The sequence below is a fragment of the Deferribacter thermophilus genome (assembly GCF_049472675.1).
Taxonomy (GTDB): domain Bacteria; phylum Chrysiogenota; class Deferribacteres; order Deferribacterales; family Deferribacteraceae; genus Deferribacter; species Deferribacter thermophilus.
Genome location: NZ_JAPNXM010000001.1, coordinates 21,867 through 37,815, shown reverse-complemented (window position 1 = coordinate 37,815; position 15,949 = coordinate 21,867). Strand labels below are relative to the sequence as shown.

Below are 15,949 nucleotides of genomic sequence, written 5' to 3'. Positions count from 1 at the left end.
ATTATTATATCAGGGGGTAAACTATGAAGATTAAACTAACATCAATCTTATTTACATTATTATTAGCTATGAATGTATTTGCTGGCACCCTTACATATTCACCTGATGATAAATCTTACTCCATTACTTTTCCAATAAGCTGGCTTATTTTTGAACAGGATAATGGTAAAATAACTTATGCTGTTGCTCCTGAAAAAAGTGGTGATCCTTTTAGAGAAACAGTTTATATAGAAAAGGAATATGTGGGGAACAACACAAATATTGAGCATTATCTGTTCAAGGCATTAAAAAATATAAAAAACAAATATCCAAGCTTCGTAAAAGAAGGGGAGAAAAATGTAATAATAGACAATATTTATGCAAAAGAGATAAAATATTCCGTTGATGATAATGGTGTAAAATTAAAAGCTAAAGTTATAATTGTTTTTACAAGAGGGAACGCTCTAAAATTTTACTTCTTATCAGACCAACAAGATAGTAAAAACTTTAAGAATATCTTCGACGAAATACAAAAAAGTATAAGATTAAGATGATAAAAAAGGGGGATTCCCCCTTTATTTAAGAAAAAATATTTTTCAATCTTTGATTAATTATCTCTTCAGCTTCTTTAACTATATTATCAATCAATTCTTTAACAGTAGGGATATCATTTATCAGACCAACAATCTGTCCACATGCAAAAAGAGCACTTTCACAATCCCCAGTCTTAATAGCTTCTAACCCTCTTAATCCACTCAATAATGGCGCAAGTTCTTGTAATGTAGCTCCATTATTTTCCATCTCTAAAACTTTTTCAGCATGCTTATTCCTTAACACTCTAACTGTATTTTTTAAGCTACGCTCAACAAGCATTGTATCAGTTTCCTTTGCTTCAATTAATCTCTTCTTGATATTTTCATGAACAGGTGCTTCTTTTGTTGCAACAAAACGAGTCCCCATATTTACACCTTCAGCTCCAAGAGCAAGCGCCGCAACAAGTCCACGTCCATCACCGAAACCACCAGATGCAATCACAGGTATATCAAGCTCATCTACTGCTCTTGGAATCAAAATTAAACTTGTTACATCATCTTCTCCAGGGTGCCCTGCACATTCAAACCCATCAATACTCACAAAATCACAACCTATTTTCTGAGCTTTTAAAGCATGTCTTACTGAGGTGCATTTATGAATAACAGTTATACCATTACTTTTAAGCTTATCCATATAAGCTTCGGGATTCCTCCCTGCTGTTTCAATAATTTTAATCCCTTTATCTATAATGACATCAATATAAGCATCATAATTTACAGGTCTTAAAGTTGGCAAAAATGTTAAATTTACACCAAAAGGTTTATCTGTTAAGCTTTTTGCTTTATCAATTTCAGCAGCTAACTTTTCTGGTGTATCAAATGATAAAGCAGTAATTATACCAAGTCCACCTGCATTTGATACTGCACTTGCAAGCTCTGCAGTAGAAATCCACATCATACCGCCTTGAATAATTGGATATTCAATACCTAATTTTTCAGTAACTTTTGTTTTAAGCATATCTCCTCCTTATTTTCCACAAGCTTTTAAAAAATTTTGTAATATTTCAGGATTATTTGTCTTTAGCTCACCACTAAAAATCTCTTTCATCCCTGGCTTATAATTTTCATACCAGATTTTTTTAAAAAGGTTTGAGCTTATTTTGCAGACACAATCAGCATTATCAACTGTTTTTCCATCATACACTTCAAGCTTATCTAAATCAGCAACTACTGTTTTTTTTATGGATTCATCAATAATAAAGTATATTGTAGTCTTTTCACTCATACCTTTATAGTTTTGGATTGCCTCATTGAGTATATTTTCCATCAAATAACTCCCCCTTTTTGAATTTTTTATAAAAGGGGCTAATAGCCCCTAAATATTTTTTATTTTAAAGATCTTATTTTTTCTGTTAAAGCTGGAACAAATTGCATAACATCAGCTACAACCAATACATCAGCTACTTCACCGATTGGAGCATCTTTATCAGTATTAATTGCTAATACAAACTCAGATTTTTTCATACCTGCCAAATGCTGGATAGCACCAGAAATACCGCAAGCCACATAAAGCTTAGGAGCTACTGTCTGACCAGTGGTACCAACCTGTCTAGAGTGATCTACCCAACCAGCATCTACTACTGGACGGCTTGCACCAAGCTCCCCACCAAGAGCTTTAGCAAGCTCTTCAATTACAGGGATATTATCAGGTTTTCCTACACCTCTACCTGCACTTACAATAATCTCAGCCTTTGTTAAATCTACACTTTTAGCTTCAGCTTCTTCATATCCAACAAATTCTAATGCTGAATCAGAAGCATCTAATGTTAACTCTTCAACCTCTGGTTCCCCATTTGGCTCAGCAGGTGGAAAAGCACCAGCCTGTATAGTTAAAACACCTTTTCCAGTTGCTGGCTTTACAAATCTTCTCAACTTAGCATTACAAGCTGGCACTACAAAAGTTCCATCAACAACATCTACTATTTCAGATACCTGACCAACTTTTAAACTAGCAGCAACCCTTGGAGCTAAATCCCAACCATATGATGAATGAACAAAAACAACATAATCAGGATTTTCTTTTTCAACAACTTGCAATATCAATTTTTTGTGAACATCTGGATTGTATTCCCCATACTTATTCGCATCAGCCAAATACAGTTTACCACCCACTTTAGGTAAGTTATCACCATAACCTACTGCAAACCACACCTTTTCTGCGCCAAGTTTATCTGCAAAAGTAGCCAACTCATAAGTTGACTCTAAAAGTTCTTTTTCTCTATATTCAGCAACAAGTAATACTTTCATCTCAGCCCTCCTTTATAAAACTGAAGTTTTCTCTTTTAAAATCTGAACAGTTTTTTCAACTAAGTCTGCAATATCCCCTTCTAAAATAAGTGCTCCGCCCTTCTTCTCAGGATAATCCACTTTTACAGTTTCCACCAATGCCTCATCTTTCAAAAATTCACTTACATCATGTGTAAGGAGCTCTTTCTTCTTAGCTTTCATAATATTTGGTAAAGTTGGGTATCTTGGTTCATTTAACCCTAATTGACATGTAAAGAGTGCTGGGAGTTTTACTTTTACAATAGCTTTCTTACCACCTTCAAGTTCCCTTTTAGCTGTTACTAAACCATCTGCATACTCAAAACCAACAATAGTTGTAACAGCAGGAATACCTAATAATTCAGCCAAAATTACTCCAAACTGTCCACTACCTCTATCTTGTGATTGCATCCCAGTAAAAATAACATCAAAACCTTTATCTTTAGCAAATTCATATACTATATTTGCTTTTTGATATGGGTCTTTTTTATAATCTTCATCATCTTTTATATGAACACCTCTATCACAACCCATTGCTAATGCTTTTTTGATTGCCTCTTTTACCCTTTCTGGGCCAATAGACAACACCGTTATATCAGCATCATTTACCTGCTCTTTAAGTCTTACTGCCTGCTCAACAGCATATTCATCATATTCATTCATACGATATGCCAAATCTGTCTGATCATACCATTTACCTTCACTATCAACTTTAAACTTTGATTCCATATCAGGAACCTGCTTAATACAAACAAGAATTTTCATCCTTACCTCCTTCTATTTAATAGCATTATTTCCAATAATAACTACCTTTCATAATTACAGAATAAAAACATTTTTCGGGTTCAGGTTTCCAAAAAATCGCCAAGGACGGCGATTTTTGAAAAACCTGCCTCGCAGTGACACTGGATGTGCCACGAGAATTAGAAAAATGTTTTTATTCTGCTTTTTATTTATTTCCTTAATAATATACATTTAAACAACACTAACTTTTAATTATTATTAATTTTCTAATCTTTCTACTAATAATTCTGCCAAATCCCTTGGTTTAAGTTTTTCATCAAGTTCAGCCATTTTAACGCCATCTTCAAACATAGTAAGACAGAATGGACAGTTTGAAACCAGCATATTTGCACCAGTTTCTTCCGCCATTTTAACCCTTTTTACACTAATCTTCTCACCTATGCTCTCTTCAGCGATTATTCTACCACCACCAGCACCACAACAGAAACTTTCAAGCCTGTTTTTACTCATCTCTTTTATATTTCCACCAGCTACTTTTAAAACCTCTCTTGGCTCTTCATAGATATCCATGTATCTTCCAATATAGCAAGAATCGTGGTATGTGCATTCGAATGAAACTGGTTTAATTTTAAGTTTACCATCGTTAATTAATTTCCTTAAAAATGTAGTGTAATGCTCAACTTCAATATCAAAGCCTAAGTCTTTGTAATCTCTACCCAAAGTATTGAAACAGTGAGGACATGTTGTAACTACTTTTTTTACGCCATAACTTTTAATAGTCTCAATATTTTCCATGGCAACCATTTGGTAGAGATACTCATTACCCATCTTTCTTACAGGTTCGCCACAACATTTCTCTTCTTTACCTAAAATACCAACTTTTATACCAGCAGCATTACAAAGCTTTATAAAACTTTTTGCAACCTGCTGATTCCTTTTATCAAATGACGCATAACAACCTACAAAATATAAGATATCTACATCAGAATCTTCGCTCATAACTTTAACATCTAAACCTTCAGCCCAATCCCCTCTAGAAGCAAAACCAAGACCCATTGGGTTACCATTTACTTCCACATTGTTCATAGCCATCAATACTTCCTCGCCTGGGAATTCACCTTCCATCAAAACAAGATTTCTTCTCATCTCAATAATCTTATTGACATGCTCATTATTTGCTGGACAAATCTCCTGGCAAGCACGACAAGTAGTACATGACCAGATAACATCTTTTGAAACCTTTTCGATTACATTTGTTTCAGCACCATTAGCAGCAGCTTCACCAATATCCAAAATTAACTTCATAGGGCTTAAAGGTTTACCAGTGTTATATGCTGGACATCTATCCTGGCATCTTTTACATTTAGTACAGGCATCAGAATCAAATATATCCTTCCATGTAAACTCATTTACCTTTGAAACACCAAAACTTTCTGCCTCTTCATTTTCTAAATCGATAGTATCAATGCTCCCTTTTTGTCTAAAATCATTAAAAAAGTAGTTAGCACTCGTAGTAAATATATGTCTAAATTTTATATATGGGATAGATGCTATAAAACCGAAAGCTAAAAACATATGAATCCACCAAAGCCCTTTATGTAAGGAAAGGAGTGAGGATTCATTCATCCAGCTAAACATTTTAGCAACTATCAATCCAACTGGAGACCATACAGCTAATGATGGATTTACTTTCAATTCTGTAGCAGCCATTCTAACCCCTTCTATCAGAAAACCTGTAATTAGAATGGCAAAAAGTAATCCATGCATAATATAATCATCTTTTGAAGTTTCCAAACCTTCTGGTTTTACAAAAAATCTCCTAACAAAAAGCCCTATCATCATTAAAATAGCTATAAACCCTGCAATATCTAAAGTAATTGAAAATAGCTTATAAAAAGCACCCTTTAAAAATTTAACGCCAAAAAGTGGATGCAAAATATCTGCTTGTAAAAATACCAATGTTGTACCAATGGTAAGAAGTACAAATCCCCAGAAAAATAGAGCATGAGCTATTCCAGGACCAGGAACTCTTAAAACTTTAATTTGACCCAATACATTTTTTAGCATGTATTGGAACCTTTCAGCTTTATTATCAAATCTGTTTAATGGTCTCCCAATTTTGTATAATTCTAATCTTTTCTTAAAACCGTAAACAAGTAAAGCTATTGCAATAATAGCAAACAAGTACATAGGGATTAAAACACCATGCCCAACATTCCAATAAATTTCTCTTGTTGCTTCAACCATTTTTCACCCCTTATTTCAAAAGCATTTTAGAGATAACAATTCTTTGAACCTCATTTGTCCCTTCATAAATCTCAGTAATTTTTGCATCTCTAAACATTCTTTCCACTTCGTATTCGCAGATATAACCATAGCCACCATGTATTTGAACTGCTTCTTTAGTCACATAAGTAGCTGTTTCAGATGCATACATTTTTGCCATTGCAGACTCTATCGCATTAGTTTTCTTCATATCTTTCAGCCATGCTGCTTTATAAGTGATCAGTTTGCTTGCCTCAATTCTTGTCGCCATATCTGCAAGCTTAAATTGAATAGCCTGAAAAGCAGCTAAAGGCTTTCCAAACTGTTTTCTCTCCTGAACATAGCTCAAACATTTTTCAAATGCTCCCTCAGCTATACCTAAAGCCTGAGCAGCAATACCTATTCTACCACCGTTTAATGTTTCCATGGCAATCTTAAATCCATCACCTTCATTCCCTAAAAGATTCTCTTTTGGTATTTTCACATTATCAAGTGCAAATGCTGTAGTATAACTACCTCTAATTCCTAACTTATCCTCATTTTTAAGAATCTCGACACCATCACTTTCCAAATCTAAAATAAATGCAGACAACCCTTTATGTTTTAGATTCTTATCTTTTGTAGCAAAAAGAACACTAATACCTCTATAAGCACCATTTGTTATAAAAATTTTACTACCATTAACTACATAATGGTCACCTTCATCTCTGTATGTGGTAGAAATATTTGCTACATCACTACCTGCTTCTGGCTCTGTTAGCATAATACAACCGATCCTTTCTCCAGTTGCCAAAGTTGGTAAATATTTTTTCTTCTGTTCTTCATTACCAAACTGTAAAATAGGATCAGCAGCAAGTGATGTATGTGCTGAAATCATTACACCTGTAGATGCACAAGCTTTTGAAACCTCTTCTACAGTCATTATATAAGAAAAATAATCTAATCCAGCTCCACCGTACTCCTCTGGAATATATGTCCCTAAAAATCCCATATCAGCTATTTTTTTCACTAAATCTTCTGGTATTTCATGATTTTTATCAATGTCAGCAGCAATTGGAGCTATTTCATTTTTTACAAAATCTCTTAATGTGTCCTGCAATACTTTGTGGTCTTGTGTTAATTCAAAATCCATAATATTCCTCCCAATTTATTTTCCTTTAAACTCTGCTTTTCTTTTCTCAACAAAAGCCTTCATCCCTTCTTTTTGGTCTTCGGTACTAAAAAGAATACCAAACAAGGAAGCTTCCAAATCTAACGCTTCTGAAAGTGGTAAATTAACTCCTGTCAAAATAGCTTTTTTTGCATATGCAACACCTATTGGGCCATTTGAAGCGATTTTATTAGCAGTTTCCATAGCACTATTTATCAACATCTCTTTATCTTCAAACAGTTCCACAACAGCACCAATCTCTTTAGCTTTTTGTGCATCAATCATTTTCCCCGTAAAAATAAGCTCATTTGCAATCTTCTCCCCACAAATTCTAACCAAGTTCTGAGTGCCACCAAAGCCAGGCATAATCCCTAAAGTAACCTCTGGGAATCCAAATTTTGCATTTTTTGATGCATATATGATATCACACGCCAAAGCTAACTCAAAACCACCGCCTAATGCATAACCGTTAACTGCAGCAATAACAGGTTTTGACATATTTCTTACAAATCTTATTAAAGCATGCCCTTTTTTAGCAAAAGATTCAGCTTCGATAGCATTCATATTTGCCATCTCTTTGATATCAGCACCAGCAACAAATGCCTTTTCACCATCACCGGTAACAACAACCACCTTTACAGCACTGTTATTTTCTAATTCATAAAAAGCACATTCTAACTCTTTTAAAACCTCGCTGTTTAAAGCGTTTAAAACTTTTGGCCTACTAACTGTCAAAAGTACCACACTATCTTTTATTTCTACTTTTAAATTTTTATATTCCATAACATCCTCCCTACTTTGTATAATCGTAAAATCCTCTACCAGTTTTCCTCCCAAGCCTACCTGATCTAACCATATTTACAAGAAATGGGCATGGTCTGTATTTGTCATACTTAAACTCATTGTATAAAACTTCCATGATTGCCAAAACAGTATCAAGCCCTATAAAGTCTGCCAGCTCAAATGGCCCCATTGGCTGATTTGTACCAAGCTTCATAGCCTTGTCTATATCCTCAATGGATGCAACACCCTCAAAATGAGCAAAAATAGCTTCGTTTATCATAGGGATTAAAATTCGATTCACTATAAACCCAGCATAATCTGATGCTACAGCAACCTCCTTCCCAAGCGATTTTGCCAACTCTACAGTTTTATTAAAAGTATCATCATCTGTTGTAAGCCCTCTTATTATTTCAACCAATTTCATAACAGGAACAGGGTTCATGAAGTGCATACCGATAACCTTTTCAGGTCTTTTAGTAACCGCTGCAATTTTAGTTATTGAAATCGATGATGTATTAGTAGCCAAAATAGTATCTTGGTCTGTAATTTCATCAAGCTTTCTAAATAAATCAAGCTTTATCTCTTCATTTTCAGTTGCTGCTTCTATTACAAATTCGGCTTCTTTAATATCTTCAAGTGATTCAATTGTTTTTATATTTGATAAAAATTCAGCAATTCTACTCTCTTCAAAAACACCTTTCTTTACCTGCCTCATCATATTTTTTTCAATATTTACAAGAGCCTTTTTCAACTGTTCACTGTTCACATCGTAAAGATAAACTTCATTACCATGCTGAGATAATACATGGGCAATACCTGAGCCCATCTGTCCTGCACCAATAACCCCTACTTTCATCTTACACCCTCTCAAAAATTGCGCTTACTGCCTCACCACCACCTATACACAGTGTAGCAAGGCCATATTTAGCTTTTCTTCTCTGCATCTCCTTTAAAAGGGTTACAGCCAATCTTCCACCACTTGCGCCAACTGGATGACCAATAGAAACAGCGCCACCATTTACATTCACTTTATCAAGTGGTAAATTTAATTTTTTAACTGCAAACAGTACCACAGCTGCAAAAGCTTCATTGATCTCAAACAGGTCGATATCATCCAATTTTAATCCAGCTTTTTCACATACCTTTTCGATAGCACCTATTGGAGCTAATGAAAAATCATCTGGTAAAATACTGTTTGTAGCATAAGCAACAAGTCTTCCGATTGGCTTTAAATTGTATTTTTTTACAGCATCTTCACTAGCAAGGAGCAGACACGCTGCACCATCATTTATTGTAGAAGCATTGCCTGCAGTTATTGTACCATCTTTAACAAAAACAGGCCTTAACTGTCTAAGCTTCTCAAAATTTACTCTAAAAGGTTCTTCATCCTTATCTACAACGATGTCCCCTTTTTTAGTTTTTTTAACTACAGGGACAACCTCTTCATCAAAGATACCAGATTCAACAGCTTTTTGAGATAGTCTATATGACCTTTCTGCATAATCATCCTGCTCTTCCCTTGTTAATCCAAACTTTTTAATCGTTTCTTCAGTAAGCTCCCCCATATGTCTTTTAGAGTAAGGATCAAGCAAAGCATCATAAATCATCAAATCTACAACTTCATTATTTCCCATCCTATACCCATATCTTGCTTGTAACAAAGCGTAAGGAGCCATAGACATATTTTCCATGCCACCAACAATAGCTAAATCTGAATCACCAAGCATTATTGATTGAGCCCCAAGCATCAAAGATTTTAAACCGCTACCGCAAACTTTATTTATAGTCATTGCATGAACACTATCTGGTAAACCAGCATATCTCATAGCCTGCCTAGCAGGAGCTTGCCCAAAACCTCCTGTTAATACCTGTCCTAAAATAACTTCATTTACAACATCAGGCTCAATACCTGTTTTCTCAATTATCTTTTTAATAACCTCAGCAGCCAAAACTGCAGGATGAACATCTGACAAACTCCCTCCAAAAGAGCCAAAAGGTGTTCTAAGCCCTTCAATCACATATACATCTTTCATAAGACACCCCTTTAAGGATATTTTATTAACTTATAAATGTATTTTACGTAAATGTCAAGCGATGTATAACATTATATTAAATAGCTTGAACTAAAATTCACATAGGCCAAAAGGAACCCTTTACACTTAAGTAGTTAGCAAATTTTTCAATATACAAAAATTAACACGCTTGACAAAAAACTGTTTTAGTATTATTGAATAGTAACATATTAACGTAAAGGTGAAGTAAAATGAAAATAAATGGTGAAACTCATTATCAAATAGGTGAAGTTGCTGAAATGCTTGGCACAACAACCAGAACAATTAGATATTATGAAGAAATAGGTTTACTCACTCCACCAATACGATTGGACGGTGGAATAAGAATTTACACAAAAGATGATATAATAAAACTAAAATTTATTCTTAAATTAAAAGAATTAGGTATCACACTTAAAGAGATGCAAGAATTGGCTAGCATATATAGAGTCCATCAAACGCCAGATAAAATTATGCCAAGATTAATTGAGATTTTGGACTCACATATTGCAAAAATTGACGATAAAATTGCAAAATTGGCTTCTTTAAGAAAAGATATTGTAGATTATAAACAGAAGGTATTAGAAGCCATGAAAAATAAAGAAGGGGGACAAGATGAAAAAGATTAGTCTTATTTTAGCTCTATTGTTAGTGCTAATAATTCCAACCGGTTATTCCAAAGTTATAAAAGGGGTAAATATCCCAGGCAATTATCAATATTTTGGAAAAAACTTAGTATTAAACGGTACAGGTTTTAGAAAAAAATTCTTCATAAAGGTTTATATAGGTGCTCTTTACTTAGAACAAAAGACTAATGATGAGAAAATTGTTATTTCTGCTCCAACAAAAGTAGTAAAAATGCACTTTTTATACAAAAAAGTAAAATCATCACAAATGAAAGATACTTTCAAAGAAGGGTTTGAAAAAATTAATGAAAACTTATTAAAAGAAAGCGCTGTACAAGAATTTTTAAATTCTGTTAGCTTTGATGTTGTAAAAGGGGATGAGGTGGATTTGATAATTGATAAGGATATGGTGACAGTTTTAAAAAATGGTAATAAAATTGGTGATTTTAAATCACAAGCTTTAGCTGATGCTTTGATTAAAATTTATGTTGGAGAAGAACCTGCTGACAGTGGATTGAAAGAAGGGTTATTGGGGAAAGAATAGATGAAAGTTACGGTTGATGTAGAAGTTAGATATGGTGACCTTGACACATACGGTCATGTAAACAATGTAGTTTTTTTTAGATACTTTGAAACTGCCAGAACAAAAGCTTTTAGAAAAGATTTCTTAGAACTTTTAAATGAAGGTATTTACATATTAGTTGTAAAAGCTGAGTGCGAATATAAAAGACCAATCCAACTTGTAGATAAAGTTTTTGTAACAATGGAAGTAGTTGATATAGGTAATACAAGCTTTACAATTGCCTATAAAATTCATGATGATAACAATGACACTATATATGCAACAGGCAAAACAGTGATGGTAACATTCGATAACAAAATTAATAAGCCTGTAAAAATACCTGATAAATTTTTAAAATTGTTAAAAGGTTAAGAGAGACTCCTCTTTTAACCTTATTCTTTAAACAAGAAATCTGTATAAAACATCAATTAAAGGGATAAAGAATAATGAAGGAAGCATATTTGCTGTTTTAATTTTAGTGATTCCAAGCATATTTAATCCAATTCCTAAAATTATTATCCCACCAACTACTGAGATTCCATTAATATAGATTTCATCATTAAGCAGAAAAGTTAGCTTAAAAGCAATTAATGATAAAAGCCCTTGATAAGCAAAAATAACTATAATGGAAAAAAATACTCCTATTCCAAATGTAGATGCAAGAATTATTGATGTAACACCATCTAATAGACTTTTAACATATAAAACTGAGGGGTCATTATTAAGGCCATCTTTTATAGCTCCAACTATGGTCATAGATCCTACGCAAAATAAAACTGAAGCTGAAACAAAGCCTAAAACAAATGTTCCTGATTCTGATTTGACCTTATTTTTTATATATTCTGCAAAATTTTCAATCCCTTTTTCAATATCGATTAATTCCCCAATAAGTGTACCAATTACTATTGCAATTAAAGCCATTAAAAAATCATGTTTACTAAAAGCCATTTTTATACCCAAAACTAATACTGCTAAACCAAGAGCCTTCATAATAGACTCTTTTATTTCAGTCTTTATGCTTTTACCAATTGTGACACCAACAATACTTCCAATCGCAACAGTGATAGTGTTAACAATTGTACCAGTAATCATCTTAGCCCCTTTATGTAATTAATAACCTCTTTTGCAAGCTGTTCTGATTCAACTCTCACAGTTGCTTCATTATTATATTTAAATGCTGAATGTGTATAATTATGGCTACCAATATAAACAATTTTTTCATCAATAACAGTTATTTTAGCGTGCAATCTCTTTTGTGGTGTATCAAATTGAACAATTGCCCCTTTTCTTTTTAGCTCATCTGCTGTATCCTCATTAAAATCAGTCGTAATATCATCACCTTTACCTTTATCAAAAATTATATAAACTTTTACACCTTTTTTTAATGCATCATAAAGTGCTTCTTCAATTAGTGTAGAAAGATTAAATTTATGATCATCCGTTTTAAACATATATATTGCCATATAAATACTTTTTTTAGCATTCTCAATATCAGATAGTAATGGTTTTAAAAGCTTATCATCAGGCAAAAAAGATATTTTACCGTCATATTTATCCGCTTTGGCTATGATATTTGTGACAATAATAAATAAGACAACAATTAAACCAATAATATATTTAAACAGATAACTCTTTGATGATTTGCCATAGTTCATCTTTCCCTCTTCTTGTTATACTTGAAAATAGAACATAATTATTTAAAAACTCTTCTGATCCCTTTTTAATCTTAGATAATTGTGCTTGAATTTTATTGTTTGATAATTTATCACATTTAGTAAATACAACGACTGTTGGCACCCCATAAGCTTGAAGCCAATCATACATAAGTTTGTCATCCCCTGTAGGTCCTATTCTTATATCAACTATCAGTACAACCCCTTTTAATTGAGCTCTTTTCAGCAAATAAGTTTCAATCATAACCTTCCACTGTTCTCGTTCCTTTTTTGAAACCTTTGCATATCCATAACCAGGTAAATCCACAAAAATAATCTCATCATTTATATTAAAAAAGTTAATTGTCCTTGTTTTACCAGGTTTTTGACTTACCTTTACAAGATTTTTTCTATTAACTAATGTATTAATCATAGATGATTTGCCCACATTACTTCTACCTACAAATGCTATCTCTGGCAAATTTGTATCTGGATAATCCTTTTCAAAAACTGCAGATTTTATATATTCTGCTTTCATAATACCCCCACTTTTTTCAAGAACTCTTCTAAACAAAAATTAAAATCTGTGGAAAAACCAGCTGCATTTTTATGCCCACCACCACCATTAGCAACAGCAATCTTTGAAACATCCACATCAATTTTTGATCTTAGCGAAATTTTCTTCTTTTGTATATTGATTATAATTACATAATCTAAGTTTTTTTCACTTATTAAATTATGTCCCAATTCTGAATTATACTGCTCTGCAAATACAACACCAAATTGTCTATTATCCCTATCTTTAAATATTTTCACAGTATCAGCGGTACTTTCTAAATATTTTTTCTGTCTTTCATTCTCAATTTCTAATACAAACTGTTCTTTTTCATCAAAATCGATAGTGTAATTTTTTATAAATCGGTTCACAAAATTTTCAAAACCATACAAATAAAAAAGCTTATTTAACTCTAAACTTCTTTTGTCTTCTAATATCCACAAATCATAATCATTTACAAGTTTTACAAAATCATAATATTTTGATAAATCAGCATTAATTGTCTTTTCAAGATATTCAAAAGTAAGCATAGTACCGCACTTATCATTTTCATGGTAAACATTATCAAAAATTTTAAAAGACTCGCTGGTCTTATGATGATCTATCAAAATTATTTCTTTTCTCTTTAATACTTCTTTATAAACATCTAATGATGGTGACAAATCAGTAATATAAATTTTTTCATAATTCATAAAATTTTTTAAAATAAAATCGTCAATCTCATCATAATTCATAGAAAAATATTCGAGATTATCACCAAATACTTTTTTCATCAAAATAGCACAACCAGCACCATCCAAGTCATTATGAGTAATATGTAAAATCATCCTTTATCACTCCCCTATTATTTTAATCAAAACCCTTTTTCTTCTTTGCCCATCAAACTCTCCATAAAATATCTGCTCCCATGGGCCAAAATCAAGCTTTCCATTCGTAATTGCCACTACAACTTCTCTACCCATAATTTGCCTTTTCAAATGAGCATCCCCATTATCCTCACCCGTCAAATTATGTTTGTATTGAGATATTGGCTCATGTGGAGCCAACTCTTCAAGCCATCTCTTATAATCCTCGTGTAACCCTCTTTCATCATCATTAATAAATACACTAGCAGTAATATGCATTGCATTTACAAGACAAAGCCCCTCTTTCACACCACTTTCATCAACAGCTTTTTGAACTTCATCAGTAATATTAATAAATTCCACTCTATTTTTTGTATTAAACCAAAGCTCTTTTCTATAACTTTTCATTTTACACCTCCAATATTTATGATATACTTTTATCAAAATAAAATTGATTAGTAAACAGAGGATAATATGATTGTAATATGTGGTATAGGTTATTTTGAAGAAAAACTTATAGCAAATTTAAAAGATAAAGAAGTCATTGCAATAGATATAGATCCTAATAAAGCAAAAAGCATTGAAGAAAAGTTCAATAATGTTAAGGCTATAATTGGTGATGCAAGCAGTATTCTTACATGGAAAAAAATAAAGTTAGAAAGGGTAAATCATGTAATTACAGCTTTTAAAGATCCAGATGTAAGTCTGGAAATCTGCTTTTTTATTAGAAAAACTTTTAACTTGGAAATACCTATCTTAGTCATCACCTATACAGAAGGGATAGAAGAAAAATTTTCAGAATTTGGAGTTACTATAATAAATCCTCTTAAAACTGCTGTTAACTTGGTGCTTAACAAATTAGACAAAAACTATTCTAAAGCGATTGATCTTGGTTTTAAAAAAGGGGAATTGATTGAAATAAATGTTTTATCAAAATCTCATTTAACAGATAGAAAACTAAAACATATAAAACCATCAAACTGGCATTTAGCAGCAATATATAGAAATAATGAAATTGTCATACCAACAGGTAATTCAAAGATTAAGGTCGGGGATAAAATTATTATTTTTGGCGAGCCAAAGGTTTTGGAAAACCTTACAAACATATTTCTAAAAGGGATACCACAGTTTCCACTTCAGTATGGGAAGTTAATGACCCTTTATATAAAGGGCAGTTATGAACATAAATATTTGAAAGAAGCACTAACACTCTTTAAATGTTCAAGAGCAACCACTTTAGAAATTGTTATCACAAAAAATACTATTAATGATAAAAAAATAGAAAGATTTATTGAAAATACAGAAATGACAAAAGAGATAAAAAAAGTATTTTCTGAAAATATTTTTAAAAATTTAAATAGACAAGATAATGGGCTTAACGCTTTTATACTTCCAAAAATTTCATTTTTTCAAAAGATAAAACTAAAACAAATTTTTAAGGAAACCGAAAAACCTATTACAATTTTTAAAAATAATGAAACCTTTTCAAAAATAGTAGTTTGTTTAAATTCTCCAGATATGGCACATATTCTTGAAATAGGGATAGAGCTTGCAAGGTTATCTAAAGTAAATATTGAAACTGTATTCACTACTTTACCAAAAGAATTGCGTAATGAAGATGATGAAAAACGGCTTAATGAAGTAACCGAAATAGTAAAAGATTTTAATGCTATTTATAAAATGGATATAAAGCTAAATATTTTAGAAGGGAATCCTGTAAGAGAAACTTTAAGATATTTGAATTATCAAAAAAACATACTACTTATTACAGGCTATAAAAAGTTTAACTCTGGTTCGTTTTTTAAACCATCTACAGCCTACAATCTTGCAATAAAGTGCAATTGCTCAATTTTACTAATTCCACAGAGTGTAGAGTAA

At 32.3% G+C, this 15,949-nt stretch carries 19 protein-coding genes; 5 read left to right on the top strand and 14 right to left on the bottom strand.

The features are described from left to right. Positions 1-23 precede the first annotated feature (23 nt). Entirely contained in the window at positions 24-533 is a 510-nt protein-coding gene (locus OWM07_RS00175; protein WP_423301648.1) for a hypothetical protein, read from the top strand. A 25-nt stretch (positions 534-558) separates the two neighbouring features. Here OWM07_RS00175 and OWM07_RS00170 read toward each other — a convergent pair whose 3' ends face one another. The 9 genes from OWM07_RS00170 to OWM07_RS00130 all read right to left on the bottom strand — a co-directional run bounded on the left by OWM07_RS00170 (position 559) and on the right by OWM07_RS00130 (position 9,812). After that, the gene (locus OWM07_RS00170; protein ID WP_423301647.1) at positions 559-1,530 is read right to left on the bottom strand and encodes an NAD(P)H-dependent flavin oxidoreductase; all 972 of its coding nucleotides are present in this window, start codon (positions 1,528-1,530) and stop codon (positions 559-561) included. Positions 1,531-1,539: 9 nt separating this feature from the next. Continuing rightward, complete coding sequence (locus tag OWM07_RS00165) at positions 1,540-1,839, bottom strand: hypothetical protein (RefSeq protein WP_423301646.1); 300 nt, start codon at positions 1,837-1,839, stop codon at positions 1,540-1,542. Between the two features lie 59 nt (positions 1,840-1,898). Beyond that, positions 1,899-2,819 carry an electron transfer flavoprotein subunit alpha/FixB family protein gene (locus tag OWM07_RS00160; protein WP_423301645.1) on the bottom strand — a complete coding sequence of 307 codons (921 nt, stop codon included), beginning with the start codon at positions 2,817-2,819 and terminating at the stop codon, positions 1,899-1,901. Positions 2,820-2,831: 12 nt separating this feature from the next. Further along, a complete protein-coding gene (locus OWM07_RS00155; protein WP_423301644.1) occupies positions 2,832-3,602 on the bottom strand; it encodes an electron transfer flavoprotein subunit beta/FixA family protein in 771 nt (256 codons plus the stop codon). Positions 3,603-3,839: 237 nt separating this feature from the next. Continuing rightward, complete coding sequence (locus OWM07_RS00150) at positions 3,840-5,828, bottom strand: heterodisulfide reductase-related iron-sulfur binding cluster (protein ID WP_423301643.1); 1,989 nt, start codon at positions 5,826-5,828, stop codon at positions 3,840-3,842. A gap of 10 nt (positions 5,829-5,838) precedes the next feature. Next, positions 5,839-6,978 carry an acyl-CoA dehydrogenase gene (locus OWM07_RS00145; RefSeq protein ID WP_423301642.1) on the bottom strand — a complete coding sequence of 380 codons (1,140 nt, stop codon included), beginning with the start codon at positions 6,976-6,978 and terminating at the stop codon, positions 5,839-5,841. 15 nt (positions 6,979-6,993) lie between these two features. Further along, the gene (locus OWM07_RS00140; protein ID WP_423301641.1) at positions 6,994-7,779 is read right to left on the bottom strand and encodes an enoyl-CoA hydratase-related protein; all 786 of its coding nucleotides are present in this window, start codon (positions 7,777-7,779) and stop codon (positions 6,994-6,996) included. Between the two features lie 10 nt (positions 7,780-7,789). Further along, positions 7,790-8,635: a 3-hydroxybutyryl-CoA dehydrogenase gene (locus OWM07_RS00135; protein ID WP_423301640.1), complete on the bottom strand. Its 846-nt coding sequence runs from the start codon at positions 8,633-8,635 to the stop codon at positions 7,790-7,792. 1 nt (position 8,636) lies between these two features. Further along, entirely contained in the window at positions 8,637-9,812 is a 1,176-nt protein-coding gene (locus tag OWM07_RS00130; RefSeq protein WP_423301639.1) for a thiolase family protein, read from the bottom strand. 230 nt (positions 9,813-10,042) lie between these two features. Here OWM07_RS00130 and OWM07_RS00125 point away from each other — a divergent pair, with 230 nt between their 5' ends. The 3 genes from OWM07_RS00125 to OWM07_RS00115 are packed head-to-tail and all read left to right on the top strand — an operon-like array spanning position 10,043 to position 11,390. Beyond that, positions 10,043-10,459 carry a helix-turn-helix domain-containing protein gene (locus tag OWM07_RS00125; RefSeq protein WP_423301638.1) on the top strand — a complete coding sequence of 139 codons (417 nt, stop codon included), beginning with the start codon at positions 10,043-10,045 and terminating at the stop codon, positions 10,457-10,459. After that, positions 10,446-11,000 carry a chalcone isomerase family protein gene (locus OWM07_RS00120; protein ID WP_423301637.1) on the top strand — a complete coding sequence of 185 codons (555 nt, stop codon included), beginning with the start codon at positions 10,446-10,448 and terminating at the stop codon, positions 10,998-11,000. The genes OWM07_RS00125 and OWM07_RS00120 overlap by 14 nt, the downstream gene beginning before the upstream one ends. Continuing rightward, positions 11,001-11,390, top strand: a complete 390-nt coding sequence (locus OWM07_RS00115; protein WP_423301636.1) for an acyl-CoA thioesterase — start codon at positions 11,001-11,003, stop codon at positions 11,388-11,390. It abuts the gene before it with no gap. A gap of 27 nt (positions 11,391-11,417) precedes the next feature. Here the strand turns inward: OWM07_RS00115 and OWM07_RS00110 are convergent, their stop codons facing one another. The 5 genes from OWM07_RS00110 to OWM07_RS00090 are packed head-to-tail and all read right to left on the bottom strand — an operon-like array spanning position 11,418 to position 14,479. After that, entirely contained in the window at positions 11,418-12,110 is a 693-nt protein-coding gene (locus OWM07_RS00110; protein WP_423301635.1) for a DUF554 domain-containing protein, read from the bottom strand. Continuing rightward, positions 12,107-12,673 carry a phospholipase D-like domain-containing protein gene (locus tag OWM07_RS00105; RefSeq protein ID WP_423301634.1) on the bottom strand — a complete coding sequence of 189 codons (567 nt, stop codon included), beginning with the start codon at positions 12,671-12,673 and terminating at the stop codon, positions 12,107-12,109. The genes OWM07_RS00110 and OWM07_RS00105 overlap by 4 nt, the downstream gene beginning before the upstream one ends. Next, positions 12,636-13,208 carry a ribosome biogenesis GTP-binding protein YihA/YsxC gene (yihA, locus tag OWM07_RS00100; RefSeq protein ID WP_423301633.1) on the bottom strand — a complete coding sequence of 191 codons (573 nt, stop codon included), beginning with the start codon at positions 13,206-13,208 and terminating at the stop codon, positions 12,636-12,638. The genes OWM07_RS00105 and yihA overlap by 38 nt, the downstream gene beginning before the upstream one ends. Then, a complete protein-coding gene (locus tag OWM07_RS00095; protein WP_423301632.1) occupies positions 13,205-14,053 on the bottom strand; it encodes a DHH family phosphoesterase in 849 nt (282 codons plus the stop codon). The genes yihA and OWM07_RS00095 overlap by 4 nt, the downstream gene beginning before the upstream one ends. A gap of 6 nt (positions 14,054-14,059) precedes the next feature. Beyond that, positions 14,060-14,479 (bottom strand): secondary thiamine-phosphate synthase enzyme YjbQ, encoded by a 420-nt coding sequence (locus OWM07_RS00090; protein ID WP_423301631.1) that lies wholly within the window; start codon positions 14,477-14,479, stop codon positions 14,060-14,062. A 66-nt stretch (positions 14,480-14,545) separates the two neighbouring features. Between OWM07_RS00090 and OWM07_RS00085 the strand changes: the two genes are divergently transcribed. Then, on the top strand, positions 14,546-15,949 hold the full coding sequence (locus OWM07_RS00085; RefSeq protein ID WP_423301630.1) for an NAD-binding protein: 1,404 nt from the start codon (positions 14,546-14,548) through the stop codon (positions 15,947-15,949).

Bases quoted from the DNA above. Each gene is read 5' to 3' on its own strand.
- OWM07_RS00175 (WP_423301648.1), top strand. From the start codon at position 24: ATGAAGATTAAACTAACATCAATCTTATTTACATTATTATTAGCTATG.
- OWM07_RS00170 (WP_423301647.1), bottom strand. From the start codon at position 1,530: ATGCTTAAAACAAAAGTTACTGAAAAATTAGGTATTGAATATCCAATT.
- OWM07_RS00165 (WP_423301646.1), bottom strand. From the start codon at position 1,839: ATGGAAAATATACTCAATGAGGCAATCCAAAACTATAAAGGTATGAGT.
- OWM07_RS00160 (WP_423301645.1), bottom strand. From the start codon at position 2,819: ATGAAAGTATTACTTGTTGCTGAATATAGAGAAAAAGAACTTTTAGAG.
- OWM07_RS00155 (WP_423301644.1), bottom strand. From the start codon at position 3,602: ATGAAAATTCTTGTTTGTATTAAGCAGGTTCCTGATATGGAATCAAAG.
- OWM07_RS00150 (WP_423301643.1), bottom strand. From the start codon at position 5,828: ATGGTTGAAGCAACAAGAGAAATTTATTGGAATGTTGGGCATGGTGTT.
- OWM07_RS00145 (WP_423301642.1), bottom strand. From the start codon at position 6,978: ATGGATTTTGAATTAACACAAGACCACAAAGTATTGCAGGACACATTA.
- OWM07_RS00140 (WP_423301641.1), bottom strand. From the start codon at position 7,779: ATGGAATATAAAAATTTAAAAGTAGAAATAAAAGATAGTGTGGTACTT.
- OWM07_RS00135 (WP_423301640.1), bottom strand. From the start codon at position 8,635: ATGAAAGTAGGGGTTATTGGTGCAGGACAGATGGGCTCAGGTATTGCC.
- OWM07_RS00130 (WP_423301639.1), bottom strand. From the start codon at position 9,812: ATGAAAGATGTATATGTGATTGAAGGGCTTAGAACACCTTTTGGCTCT.
- OWM07_RS00125 (WP_423301638.1), top strand. From the start codon at position 10,043: ATGAAAATAAATGGTGAAACTCATTATCAAATAGGTGAAGTTGCTGAA.
- OWM07_RS00120 (WP_423301637.1), top strand. From the start codon at position 10,446: ATGAAAAAGATTAGTCTTATTTTAGCTCTATTGTTAGTGCTAATAATT.
- OWM07_RS00115 (WP_423301636.1), top strand. From the start codon at position 11,001: ATGAAAGTTACGGTTGATGTAGAAGTTAGATATGGTGACCTTGACACA.
- OWM07_RS00110 (WP_423301635.1), bottom strand. From the start codon at position 12,110: ATGATTACTGGTACAATTGTTAACACTATCACTGTTGCGATTGGAAGT.
- OWM07_RS00105 (WP_423301634.1), bottom strand. From the start codon at position 12,673: ATGAACTATGGCAAATCATCAAAGAGTTATCTGTTTAAATATATTATT.
- yihA (WP_423301633.1), bottom strand. From the start codon at position 13,208: ATGAAAGCAGAATATATAAAATCTGCAGTTTTTGAAAAGGATTATCCA.
- OWM07_RS00095 (WP_423301632.1), bottom strand. From the start codon at position 14,053: ATGATTTTACATATTACTCATAATGACTTGGATGGTGCTGGTTGTGCT.
- OWM07_RS00090 (WP_423301631.1), bottom strand. From the start codon at position 14,479: ATGAAAAGTTATAGAAAAGAGCTTTGGTTTAATACAAAAAATAGAGTG.
- OWM07_RS00085 (WP_423301630.1), top strand. From the start codon at position 14,546: ATGATTGTAATATGTGGTATAGGTTATTTTGAAGAAAAACTTATAGCA.